Annotated in this window: 11 protein-coding genes and 1 tRNA gene; 4 read left to right on the plus strand and 8 right to left on the minus strand. The window is 45.3% G+C overall.

Translation table 11 applies throughout. The features are described from left to right. Positions 1-21: 21 nt before the first annotated feature. Complete coding sequence (locus tag MAR181_RS14590; protein WP_013797367.1) at positions 22-3,150, minus strand: efflux RND transporter permease subunit; 3,129 nt, start codon at positions 3,148-3,150, stop codon at positions 22-24. Between the two features lie 3 nt (positions 3,151-3,153). Continuing rightward, complete coding sequence (locus tag MAR181_RS14595) at positions 3,154-4,344, minus strand: efflux RND transporter periplasmic adaptor subunit (RefSeq protein ID WP_013797368.1); 1,191 nt, start codon at positions 4,342-4,344, stop codon at positions 3,154-3,156. A 93-nt stretch (positions 4,345-4,437) separates the two neighbouring features. Here MAR181_RS14595 and MAR181_RS14600 point away from each other — a divergent pair, with 93 nt between their 5' ends. Beyond that, positions 4,438-5,010: a TetR/AcrR family transcriptional regulator gene (locus MAR181_RS14600; protein WP_013797369.1), complete on the plus strand. Its 573-nt coding sequence runs from the start codon at positions 4,438-4,440 to the stop codon at positions 5,008-5,010. Here the strand turns inward: MAR181_RS14600 and MAR181_RS14605 are convergent. Together MAR181_RS14605 and MAR181_RS14615 are read right to left on the minus strand one after the other, a co-directional pair. Beyond that, a complete protein-coding gene (locus MAR181_RS14605; protein ID WP_013797370.1) occupies positions 5,007-5,897 on the minus strand; it encodes a DMT family transporter in 891 nt (296 codons plus the stop codon). The two genes, MAR181_RS14600 and MAR181_RS14605, sit on opposite strands and share 4 nt — an antisense overlap. Positions 5,898-6,356: 459 nt before the next feature. Then, positions 6,357-7,544 (minus strand): FAD-dependent monooxygenase, encoded by a 1,188-nt coding sequence (locus MAR181_RS14615; RefSeq protein WP_013797371.1) that lies wholly within the window; start codon positions 7,542-7,544, stop codon positions 6,357-6,359. A 186-nt stretch (positions 7,545-7,730) separates the two neighbouring features. Between MAR181_RS14615 and MAR181_RS14620 the strand changes: the two genes are divergently transcribed. Continuing rightward, positions 7,731-9,104, plus strand: coding sequence for a DEAD/DEAH box helicase (locus MAR181_RS14620; protein ID WP_013797372.1), 1,374 nt, complete (start codon positions 7,731-7,733; stop codon positions 9,102-9,104). Between the two features lie 178 nt (positions 9,105-9,282). On the opposite strand, the gene MAR181_RS14625 is transcribed toward MAR181_RS14620, so the two are convergent. The 4 genes from MAR181_RS14625 to MAR181_RS14640 form a co-directional block, all read right to left on the minus strand. Next, positions 9,283-9,359: transfer RNA gene (locus tag MAR181_RS14625), tRNA-Ile, on the minus strand. Positions 9,360-9,678: 319 nt separating this feature from the next. After that, positions 9,679-10,161: a GNAT family N-acetyltransferase gene (locus MAR181_RS14630; RefSeq protein ID WP_013797373.1), complete on the minus strand. Its 483-nt coding sequence runs from the start codon at positions 10,159-10,161 to the stop codon at positions 9,679-9,681. A gap of 91 nt (positions 10,162-10,252) precedes the next feature. Continuing rightward, complete coding sequence (locus MAR181_RS14635) at positions 10,253-10,780, minus strand: hypothetical protein (RefSeq protein WP_013797374.1); 528 nt, start codon at positions 10,778-10,780, stop codon at positions 10,253-10,255. A gap of 123 nt (positions 10,781-10,903) precedes the next feature. Next, positions 10,904-11,824 (minus strand): LysR family transcriptional regulator, encoded by a 921-nt coding sequence (locus MAR181_RS14640; RefSeq protein ID WP_013797375.1) that lies wholly within the window; start codon positions 11,822-11,824, stop codon positions 10,904-10,906. Positions 11,825-11,915: 91 nt separating this feature from the next. On the opposite strand from MAR181_RS14640, the gene MAR181_RS14645 reads away from it, so the two are divergent. Both MAR181_RS14645 and MAR181_RS14650 read left to right on the plus strand, forming a co-directional pair. After that, a complete protein-coding gene (locus tag MAR181_RS14645) occupies positions 11,916-12,191 on the plus strand; it encodes a DUF1330 domain-containing protein (RefSeq protein ID WP_013797376.1) in 276 nt (91 codons plus the stop codon). 141 nt (positions 12,192-12,332) lie between these two features. Further along, positions 12,333-12,803 carry a DUF2867 domain-containing protein gene (locus tag MAR181_RS14650; protein ID WP_013797377.1) on the plus strand — a complete coding sequence of 157 codons (471 nt, stop codon included), beginning with the start codon at positions 12,333-12,335 and terminating at the stop codon, positions 12,801-12,803. Positions 12,804-12,840 lie beyond the last annotated feature (37 nt).

Genomic DNA, 12,840 nt, shown 5'->3' on the forward strand with positions numbered 1-12,840 from the left:
AAATGCTTAAATAACGATCTCTTAAGCATCATACTCTTTTGAAGACAACCCTTCTGGGCGTTTCGGGAAGATACGACGTACAATCACAAAAAACAAAGGCACGAAGAAAATCGCCAAAACGGTTGCCGTCAATGTACCACCAACAATGCCTGAACCAATCGAAATACGGCTGTTGGCACCAGCACCACTAGACAAGGCCAAAGGCAAGGTGCCCACAATGAAGGCCATGGACGTCATGATAATAGGGCGTAAACGAAGGCGCGCTGCCAATGCCGCCGCTTCCCATACATTAACCCCTCGGCGATAAGCCGCTTCGGCAAACTCCACAATCAAGATCGCATTCTTTGAGGACAAACCAATAGTGGTCAACAAGGCGACTTGGAAATACACATCATTTTCCAAACCACGCAAATGTGCTGCCGCTGCGGCACCAATCACCCCTAATGGAATCACTAATATCACTGACAATGGTACAGTCCAACTTTCATACAAGGCCGCCAAACATAAGAAGACGACAAGGATAGAAATGGCGTACAAAATTTGTGTTTGACCACTTGATAAACGTTCTTGGTATGACAAACCACTCCAAGCCCCTGTGGTGCCAGCTGGCAGCTCATCAGACAAACGCTGCAATTCATCCATCGCCGCACCGGAACTCACACCATCGGCACCAGAACCCTGGATCTGGTATGACGCCGAGCCATTAAAGCGACTCAATGTTTTTGGACCGTAAGTCCATTCACTGTTCGCAAAAGCGGAGAAAGGTGTCATGGTGTTGTCACTGCCGCGCACGTACCAATGCTGCAGATCTTCTGGTGAAGAGCGATATCCAGCCTCACCCTGCATATATACGGTTTTCACACGGCCACGATCCACGAAGTCGTTTATATAACTGCCTGCCCAAGCACTGCTTAAGGTCGAGCTGATGTCCGACATCGACAGACCTAAAGCCGATGCTTTTTCTTGGTCTATATCAATGTGCAACTGTGGCGCTTCCGATTGAGACCCCAAACGCACTCCTGTTAATAGCGGACTGGCATTGGCATTACTCAACAAAGTATCACGCATAGACAACAGAGTGTCTCGGTCAGTGTTGCCGCTCGCTAGCAGCTGGAAAGTGAAGCCACTACTTTGCCCCAATCCCTGTATAGAAGGTGGTATCAAAGAAAAGATCATTGCATCTTTAATGCCAGCAAACGCGCCGTAAGATCGACCCACAATGGCCCCTGCACTGTTGGCTGGACCAACACGCTCACTCCAGTCTTTTAGGGCAATAAAGGCCAAACCTGCATTTTGCCCGGTCCCCATGAAGTTAAAGCCTGAAATGGTGAAGATAGCATCCACATTGGCTTTCTCAGCCACCATAAAGTGCTGTTCCACTTGGCGCATCACTTTATCCGTACGAGCCAAAGACGCCCCTTCCGGTAACGACACCATCACCATGACTCGACCTTGGTCTTCTGTGGGTAAGAAACCTGACGGCAAGTTCATCATCAAGCCAGCTAAACCGGCAACAATGGCGCCATAAACAATCATCCAACGAACTGGACGCTTGATGATGCTGCTGACACCACCAAAATACTTATTGGTCGCACGATCAAAATTACGATTAAACCAGCCACCTAAGCCTTTTTTAGCCGCATGGTGGTTGGGCTTGAGCATGGTCGCACACAAAGCTGGCGTCAGTGTCAGCGCCACCACAACCGATAGAGTCATCGCGGCCACAATGGTGATCGAGAACTGACGATAAATCACCCCAGTTGAACCGCTGAAAAATGCCATAGGTAGGAAAACCGCCGATAACACCACGGCAATACCGATCAAAGCACTGGTAATCTCTTTCATTGATTTTATGGTGGCTTCTTTTGGTGACAGTTTATCTTCTTCCATCACCCTCTCGACATTTTCTACCACCACGATGGCATCGTCTACCAGTAGCCCTATCGACAGTACAATACCAAACATGGTCAGAGTATTGATGGAGAAGCCAAACAACTCCAACACCCCAAACGTACCCAATAAGACAACGGGGACTGCGATGGCAGGAATCAAAGTCGCTCGCCAATTCTGTAGGAACACAAACATCACGATCACCACCAGTGCGATGGCTTCGAATAAGGTTTTAACCACTTCCTCAATCGAGATTTTAATAAAACTGGTGTTGTCTACTGGGAAAGATAACTTGTAACCATCAGGCAGGTTCTTTTCCAACCCAGCAAGTACGTTTTTAACCGCTTCTGATGTCGATAAAGCATTCGCGCCAGGCGCCAACATAACCGCCATACCAGAGGCTGGGTGACCATTCAAACGAGGAATGAAAGAATAACTTTCACTGCCCAATTCTACTTTTGCAACATCACTCAAACGTACCGTTGCGCCGCTATCATCGTAGGCCAATATGATGTTTTCAAATTGTTCAACCGTTTGCAATTTAGACTGTGCGGTCACCGTCACGTTCAATTCTTGACCATCAACAATAGGGTAAGCACCAAGGCTACCCGCTGCAACTTGTGTGTTTTGCGCCGTAATCGCAGCAGAAATATCCGATGGCATCAACTTATAAGACGCCAGCTTCAGTGGATCAAGCCAGATACGCATTGCATATTCAGCACCAAAAACCTGTACGCTACCAATACCATCAACACGGGAAACCGGGTCCTGAATACTGGACACCAAAAAGTCTGAAATATCGCTTGCCGTATCCGTATCCGTTTCGTCATAAATGGCCGCCACTAACAAGAAATCCGTATTGGATTTCTCAACGGTAACCCCATTCTGCTGAACCGAGTTAGGTAGACTGGAAGTCACTTGTTGGATTTTATTTTGCACTTGTACCTGTGCAATGTCCGCATCCGTCCCCTGTTCAAAGGTCACATTGATACTGGTTCGACCAGAAGAGCTGCTTGACGAAGAGAAATACAACAGACCATCAAGACCCGTTAATTGTTGCTCTAACACTTGAGTAACACTGTTTTCCACTGTTTCCGCAGAAGCACCAGAATAGGTTGCAGAAATACTCACTGTTGGGGGGGCAACGTTAGGGTATTGTCCAATCGGCAAAGTATTAATCGATGCCAGACCGACCAACATGATCGCAATGGAAATAACCCACGCGAACACCGGACGATTGATAAAAAATTGCGCTAACATAGATTAATTCCCTTGTGCTGCTGAAGCCTGTTTACTGTCAACAATCTCACCAGTCTTCTTATCAAAAACCATTGGAGAAGCCATTACTTCGCTGCCCGAGCGGATTTTCATTGACCCTTCGACCACCACTTTATCACCGGCATTAATTCCAGATAACACCAACCATTGATTACCAATAGCACGTTCTACGGTCAAAATACGCTTCTCTATGATGTTCTGATCATTCACTAGATAAGCAATTGGATTGCCTTTAACATCACGAAACACACCTTGTTGTGGGACTAATAAGGCTTGTGTGTGCGTTGCTTCATGAATCAAACCTCGGACAAACATCCCAGGTAACAAAAGATCGTCTGGATTAGGGAATTCTGCTCGTAACGTCACACTGCCGGTATTTTCATCCACACTGACTTCACGAGCTTTTAACTGACCCTCATATTCGTATTGAGTGCCATCTTCAAGAATCAAAGAGACTTTATTTGTGCCTTTTTCAACACCGTCCTGCTTCAGCAAAGTACGTTGTTTCAACTGATCTAAACTGGTTTGCGCTAAGTCAACGAAAATCGGATCCAAAGAACGTATGGTGGTCATTACCGTTGACTGGCTGCCCGTTACCAAAGCCCCCACTGTCACTTGAGAAATGCCGATACGACCATCAATTGGGGCGCGAATTTTGGTATAGCCAAGATTGATCTTGGTACTTTCTAGGGCCGCTTCAGAACCTTTTTGTTTGGCTTTAGCTTCTAAGAAAGCCACTTGAGCATCATCTAAATCTTGCTGCGAGACATTGTTTTGCTTACGCAACTCTTTGTAGCGATCATATTTAAGTTGTGCTGACTTTAGACTGGCATTACTCGACTCTAGGTCTGCTTGCGCTTGCTTATAAGAGGAAACATAAGTGGAATCATCTAATTCATACAATACGTCACCGGTTTTGACATCCTGCCCTTCTTCAAAGAAGCGCTTCTCAACGATACCACCAACTTGAGGTCGAATTTCGGCCACCAAACTTGATGTCGTACGTCCAGGTAACTCGGCAATTAATTCCGTTGTTTGTGGCTCGATTGTCACCACACCAACTGGAACTTTTTGAGCCATTGGTGCTGCAGATTTAGACTTAGCAGCCTCTTCCTGACAACCAGCAAGTACCAAAACAAGCAATAAACTTGAAGCATATTTAAATTTAGACAACATTGAGGAGACTTCCTTTAGAAACATTGAGAATGATCATTCACAAAACTATAATCTAAGCCATATCCCAAATACATGACCTAAACGTGCAAATAAATGAGAAGTAGTAAACAGCCCTGTCTTAAAGAACAACGCATACAGTGCATTATTGATGCCACAGAGCAGCATGTGCTCACTAAAGGCTTTCATAAAGCCAGTATGAGCGAGATCGCAAAATCAGCAGGTTTGAGTGTAGGCCAAATCTATCGCTACTTTGCTCACAAAGACGACATTATTCGTGCCTTAGTAGAGCAGTCTACACAAAAAAAATTACAATTCATGTCATCTTTTCTGGATAAAGAAAAATGGCTAGACCGACACTTCTTAGACGACAGTGAAGAGACGAAAAAAATCCGTGTGATGCACGCAGAAATCCAAGCCGAAGCCGCTCGTAATCCTGTGGTCTTTGAAATATGTCAGGATTCTAAAAACTGCCTACAGCAGCACGCAATTCAAATTCTGCAAACTCGCCAGCCTACCCTGAGCACAAACGAAGCGGCGTCACGCATCGAAATGTTAGTGACCTTAACCGAAGGTTTGTTGGCTCGTTGGGAGTTTCAACAGCGCCCCCTCAGCCAAGAAATGATTCAACTCTACAACAATGTGATTGATCAGATTCTGCCAGATTAAGCGGACCTGGAACGACGCAATATCGAACGAATTTGTGGCCAGCGACTCACCAACATCGCTACAAAAATCAACAGACAACCAAACACCTGGCCACCTCCCATGATTTCATTGAACCAAAAGGCAGCAAAAATCGCCGTCCAAACCGGCTCCAAGTTCATAATCACCGCCGCGTGACTAACTGGGGTTAAACTCATGCCGTAAGTTTGTAATAAAAACCGCAAACTGCTGGCGATCAAGGTACTGGCCAAAAACCACCCAGCGACACTCATGCTGATAGAATGAGGAAGAGATTCAAATAAAAGGGATAAAACCAGTAAAAGCACACCAGCGAATACCAACTGAATGGCCGTTAAGACCAAAACATGCATGCGCACAGAAAAGCGCGATAACAAATTCAATTGCAAGGCGGACCCCAGTGCCGCCCCTAAAAAATAGAAATGCGCCGCTTCAAAGTTCAAACCATCATTAAGAGCCAAAAAACCCAAGCCAACCACCGCAAAAGGCAGAGCGACCCAGATACTCATTGGTGGCCGTTCAGCAAACATAAAGCGAGCAACCAAGGGGGCCAACACCACACCCAAGCTAGTAATAAAGGCACCAACACCTAAATTTGATCCTTGATCTAATCCAGTCACCCAAAACATCATGGTGATGCCCATCACCAAGCCAACCAAACCGGCTTGTCTGATCACCTGCCAGCTTAAGCCTCGAAAGAACTTTTGTCCTGCTAGAAACAACACAAAACCAGCCACTAAAAAGCGCACCCCCATGAAAAACAGCGGTGGCAATCCGGCTAATGCTTCTTTTGAAAAAATCCACCCTAATCCAGCCACGATCGTGACCAAAACCAAAACCAACTCGGCTTTAAAATGACTTGTTTGTTTCAAGAGACATCCTTTTTTCTGAACCTGACACAAGAAGAACTTGCCCATTTCGACACAAACGAAAAAGCCTGCGTATCTCATCAAAGATACTCAGGCTTTCATAGCAACTTTTGGCTAAGGAAGCGCGTAAATTACGCTTTCGGCCAACCAATTTAAGATAGACAGCAAGGCTATCACAGCAAACAACCAAGAGTACTGCACATGGCCCACTAGTACCAGTGGAGACACCTGAGCTAATGAGGAAGCTAAAAGGATTTGCGCACCGTACAGTAAAATGCCTTGAGCCCCACACGAGAAAATATCCAACAAGCTGGCATTTGAGCTTTAAAAGTGGCGCGATAGTAAAGAATGCTAAAGCACTAAGCCCATCGTTAAACCGCATGCAGATGATTTAAATCGAAATAGCAAAAAGAAACAAAAGCACAGCACAAAAAACGTATATGGAACGTCAACTTAATGATCCTACCCTTGGGTTACATCATGACCGAATACAAAGTCCAATTTTGACTGAATCAAATTAGGTGCCACTGCGGTTACCATCTGTAAGCCTTTTAATTTGGCTTTACCGAAAAGGCCACCGTGCATGTGATACAAGCCTGCATTGGCGGCTGACATTTGCTGAATTTTAGTGGCTCGTGGCTTACGAATGGCTTCATAATTCATTAGCGCAGTAGACACAGCATTTTGACTTAGCTGATCAGCCAGCACATAAGCATCTTCAATCGCCATGGCCGCACCTTGCGCCATAAAAGGCAACATAGGATGACAAGCGTCCCCTAACAACACCACACCTTCATCATGCCAAGTAGGCAATTCAGCACGCCCATTCAACGACCACAAGAAGCTACTTTTCGCAGCGGCCAACAAATCGGTGACATCGGAGTGCCAACCAGCAAAAGCACGACGTAATTGGGCGACATCACCTTCTTCTCGCCAAGACTCAGATCGCCAATCAGATCTTTCTTCCACCGCTACAAAATTAACGTCCTGACCACCACGTAAATAATAAGTCACCAGATGCTTACCGGGCCCAGCCCAGACACAAGCTTCTGGCTTCACGTTAACGGATAATGCCTCAACAGGAATCACGCCACGCCACGCTACTTGCCCCATAAAGGTTGGCTTTTCCGGCCCCAGCAGTTGAGTTCGAACAGCGGAGTGAATGCCATCTGCGCCAATTAGCAAATCAGCTTGAACAGAACGACCATCCTGCAGTTGTAACACAACCCCAGCTTGCTCTTGTTGATAGCCTGAAACAGTCGCGTTGAGTAAAATGTCGACCCCATGAACCTGACAAGCTTCAGCCAGAATCGCGTGCAAATCCGCTCGATGAACATGCCAATAAGGTGCTCGATATTGGATTTCTGCGCCTTTTCCCAGTGGCGCTTTTAAATAGTATTCACCGCTACGATAGTCTCGAATACTGGCGTAATCTGGCTCAAACACTTTCGATTTTAAAGCGTCTGCCAAGCCTAACTTGATTAACACCCGACTGGCGTTTGGACTAACTTGCAGCCCTGCCCCCACTTCACCGAGTTGTGAGGCTTGCTCACACACCACTACATCGACCCCTTGCTTCGCTAACGCCAAGGCCGCCGTTAATCCGCCAATGCCAGCGCCTGCAATCACTACCCGCTTTAATTGATCCAATCTCTTTATCCTCTTAGCTCTCGACCATTGAGGTCACCTAATGTTCATCATGGTAGCGAATTTAGGGTTAAAAAAAAGCGACTTAAGTCATCTTTAATGGCGACACAGAAGAATATAGGGTAAGCTTCGCGCAAATCTTGTACAGCCAATCTGTACACCTGCCTTTGTCATTACACGAGTACATCTATGAGTTTCACCAAACTGGGTTTGTCCGCCCCTATTCTTAAAGCCATTGAAGAACAAGGCTATACAGAGCCTTCACCTATTCAAGCGCAAGCCATCCCAGCCGTTCTCGAAGGTCAAGATGTTATGGCAGCGGCACAAACCGGTACCGGTAAAACTGCCGGATTCACCCTGCCTTTATTAGAAAAGCTAAGCGCTGGGCCATTAGCAAAAAGCAATCAAGTACGTGCCTTGGTATTAACCCCAACTCGCGAACTCGCGGCACAGGTTGCCGAAAGCGTGAAAAATTACGGTCAACATCTACCGCTAAAATCGACCGTTGTCTTTGGGGGCGTCAAAATCAACCCACAGATGATGGCATTGCGCCGCGGAGCCGATGTACTCATCGCAACGCCAGGGCGTTTGTTGGATCTATACAACCAGAATGCTCTGAAGTTCGATCAACTGGAAGTATTGATTCTCGACGAAGCGGATCGCATGCTGGATATGGGCTTTATCCATGACATTAAAAAAGTCTTAGCCATTTTACCGAAAAAACGCCAGAACCTTTTATTCTCAGCGACTTTCTCACCGGAAATCCGTGACCTTGCTAAAGGTTTAGTGAACAACCCAGTAGAAATCTCGGTCACCCCGCGCAACGCCACCGCAAAATCCGTTGAACAATGGCTGCACCCTGTCGATAAGAAGCAAAAAATTGATTTATTAATTGATCTTATTGCTGACGGTCAATGGCAACAAGCCTTAGTGTTTTCGCGAACCAAACACGGTGCTAACAAAATCACCAAGCAACTTGAAGACGCCGGCATTCGCGCCAGTGCCATTCATGGTAATAAGAGCCAAGGGGCCAGAACTCGTGCACTTGCCGACTTTAAAGAAGGCCGCATTCGCATCCTAGTGGCAACAGACATTGCCGCACGCGGCATTGATATCGAAGAATTACCGCACGTGGTTAACTTTGATTTACCCGATGTGGCGGAAGACTATGTTCACCGTATCGGCCGAACCGGCCGAGCTAATGCCACAGGACAAGCCATTTCACTCGTCTCTGCGGACGAACTTGAGCAGCTAAAAGCCATTGAACGCCTGACCCAAAAACTGATTGAACGCCGTTATGTAGACGATTTTTTCCCTAACCACATGTTGCCAGATACCACCTTAGACATGCGTCCAATCAAGCCTAAGAAGCCGAAAAAACCAAAGCCGCCTAGAACACAACATGATCAGGCGAACCACGGTAAATCCGCTAACAAAAAGGGTCGATCCGCGCCAAAAGCGGATATGACACCAGGCCAAGGCTTACGCAGTAAACCCTTGGCACCTGCAAGACGCAATCGTAAACCTAATGGCGGCCCTAAAAAGCCAAGCGGCGACCAATAAAAGCCTGACGCGAATCAACAATTGATAAGCAAGCATTAAAAAACCACCCTAGGGTGGTTTTTTAATGAATAACACACTCAATTAGCCGTTTTTCAACTCAGCACTGGCTTCATAATCACGGGCAATAAAAAGCCCCTAGAAGTTAGCGTTAACTAACACTCTAGAGGCTTATTTTATATGGTGGGCCTGCCCCGACTTGAACGGGGGACCTGCCGATTATGAGTCGGATGCTCTAACCAACTGAGCTACAGGCCCGAAAAGCGAAACGAATTATAGCGACAAGCGATCTTGATGCCAAGCTGGTTATGACAATTTTGTGAGTTAATTCACACTATGAGAAAAAAAGTCCATTTCAACCCGACAAGGTATTAGCGAAACACAGGCACCTACTCCCAGCACTATGACCATGATTCTTTGAAAGTGTGATGGAGTGCCGCTCGGATATGAAGCTAGAGATTACAAACAGTCTTTTCTACTTATCGGTTCAATTCAATACGCCTTAGAGCTTACTTAACACGGCACGACTGGCATTGCAGACTCTATCAAGGGGTATTTAACGCATTGTGTTCAGAACCTACCCTTTTTCAGGACAAAGTGCTTTTACCATAATGTGCTGAGGACCTGATGGGCCGCCTTCGTATAAGGTTTGAGTATCTTCAAACCCCGCTTTTTCATAACAAGCTTTGGCAACTGTATTTAAACAATTTACGGTCAAAAATAGGCGTTTGAATCGGGGATATTCCTCTTCGAGATGCTCATCCAGGCAGCGTAAAGCCTGACTAGCAAACCCCTTTCCTTGATGCGCTTGATCAATAAAGAATTTCCTCAGTCCAAGATCCTTATTTTCAGCAAAGTCATGCGTTTGGTTGAATACGGTATCAAGCAGGAAAAAACCAACAATCACCTCTTGCTCATACACAATGTAAGGACGCACTTGTGCATTGGACAGTGCCAAAATATCAATCATCGCCCCTACAAACTTCTGTTGTGCTGGCAGCACCTTGAGGTCAATCACTTGGGCGACATGCTTAGTGGTCATTTTTCCAAGTTGAATCAAACGACTAACTCCCTTATTCGTTGCCCTATCGCCTTTTCTAACACACAAAAAAAACAGGCTGATCTACAGCCTGTTTTTTTTATCATAATTACTATGTAATTTCTGAGAAAGTCGCTTCACCGACCAATTTTTGAGGCGCTTTATCGTTAATCATCAGCTGAGAATCACAACCGCTAATGATCGCAGCGCCAGCTATCTTATCTTCATTGCTTTCATGTTGAAGATTAAAGACAAAGTCCACCTTATCACCAGGTGAAACTTGCAAAGGTACGATTAAACCGCACGAAGCAGAAAAGCTGCCTCCTTTTCCGAACAATTCAATTTTACCTCCCCCTTGCATTAAATTTACAGTCGCTGTTAATGCTTGCTCAGCGGGAATATCAAGCTCGTATCTGGTTTGATCAGGTTTGATGATTTGATAACCTTGCCAACTTTCGTCTGCATTCTTCATATCAATACGAACATATTCGTAATTCGTTAAATCATTGTCTTTGATAAATCCGGTGACCGTAACGGTAAAGCTTGCTTTGGGCATATCTTGAGGAACAGCTATCTTGGACACACAAGCCGTTAAACCCAACAACAAACTCACTAACAACGCACTTTTCATCAATTTCATCTAGGGGCTCCTTATTTAATCCTTTTCCCAGTAACAAAATATAACCCTATTTAAAGGCATCGAAAAGACAGTTTCATGACGAACATCATCAGAGCCAATTTAGAAAATAGGTTTCATCAAGACTCAGGCAGAAGAATGAAAGACAGTGATGCCTTTGTTGAAGTAGTGACGATAAAGCTGATAAAAACGCGTCACATGAATCGGTTTTTCTCCTTTGTATTGATGCAAAAAATAAAAGTGCCAGCTTCGGCCTCTTAGGTCAGGCAACACTCTCACTAGGTCATCTTTATTCAGATGAGCCTGTGCGAGAAACTCTGGCAATAAGGCTACCCCCATATCATTCAACACGGTTTCTAACGCTGTCGTTAACGTATTGACCTTAGCGCTATATTGCACTGCGACGCGCTGTTCATGGCTATAGTCATTGGCAAAAATTTGTAACTTTTCACGATGCCAAGCCGTTGCTATGTATTTATGCTCAGACAGATTTTCGATGGAAGTCACTTCACCATATTGTTTCAGATAACGTGGTGAGGCACAGAACACCTCAGATACCTCACCAATGGATAAGGCGCGATAATCACAGTTTTTAATGTCACCGCCAAAAATAGCCGCATCCAAATTGTGTTCTATTAAGTCCTGCCATTTCTCAGTGACCACCACTTCTGGGGTTAATTTAGGAAACTCCAAACACAAGTGTTTTAAGGCCGGAATGACAACGCCTTTTTCAAAAAAAGGTGGCACCGACACCTTAAAATGACCACTAGGCTGGTCTCTTTCACTGTCCAGTTCCGTCAGTGTCATGCTCAACTGTTCGCTTAATAACTCACTGCGGGCCAATAAGCTTTCGCCCGCCGACGTCAAGACAACGCCCCTTGTATTACGGATCAACAACTGATGACCTATCGACTCTTCTAGACGCTTGATCTGCTGGCTAATGGCCGATTTGCTCATGCCCAGTTTTTTGGCCGCGGCGGTAAAAGAACGTTTGTTTGCCACTTCGACAAAAATCAATAATAACGGGGCCAACTTCACAGTGTTCATATATTTAAACAACGAGTTAATTTAATAGATATTGTCTACTATTATTTACAAACCTAAGCTGTGTCAACAAACATAATTCAGGAGATTCAGCATGCCCAGTTACGTTATCGTTGACTTAACCCCGATAAATAAAGAAAAGCTAGGAGAGTACAGCGCCCTTGCCGCGCAAACCTTCTCCCCCTTTAATGGTCATTTTGTCGCCAAAGGAGAAACTGAAATATTACATGGTGACGGGCCACACCCGCTGAAAGCAGTGATTGAGTTTCCAGATAAAGAAAGTGCGAGAAATTGGTATCACAGCGATGCTTACCAAGCCCTTATCCCGTTACGAGAACAAGGCATGGCGTGTCATTTTCACTTAATTTAAAGTGTATTTGATTAACAAAGTATTTAGAGCGCATTTGATTTACAGAGCAAACGGATTTTCTCACATACGAAAAGACAAAGCCTCTTGACGACACAAGTCTTCAAGAGGCTTTACACCAACAAATACAGATAGGTAAGCAGGATGATAACAGTCACTTCAACAGATCTTCCCTTACAAAGTACACTCTATCAACGAATGGCATTAACGGATTTCATTGACTGCTACACAGTTGAAACCCATATGTCACCTCGTCAAGCCGCCAACATCATAACGGACTTTCCAGGATGGGCTCGATTTCTGGTGAGCATACGAAACATAGTCACCACACCATTTGGACTGTTAAAAGAAGGGCCTGAGGCGGAAGATAGGGTTGGCTTTTTTCCCGTTGAATCGGATACACCAACGGAACTGATTGCTGGCTTTAATGACAAGCATTTGGACTTTCGAGTCTCAGTTATGGCATTAGATGGCCATCTCTTTTTGGCGACCTGGGTTCACCCTAACAACCTCTTAGGACGACTGTATCTGAAGGCCATACTTCCCTTCCATACTCTGATTAGTCGAAATGCCTTGGCTCGTGTTAAAGCCATAAGCGAGATAAAACAAGCTTAAAAAAAGAGAGCATCGCATCACCTTGGTAAACCGTGTC

The organism is Marinomonas posidonica IVIA-Po-181 (genome assembly GCF_000214215.1).
GTDB lineage: Bacteria > Pseudomonadota > Gammaproteobacteria > Pseudomonadales > Marinomonadaceae > Marinomonas > Marinomonas posidonica.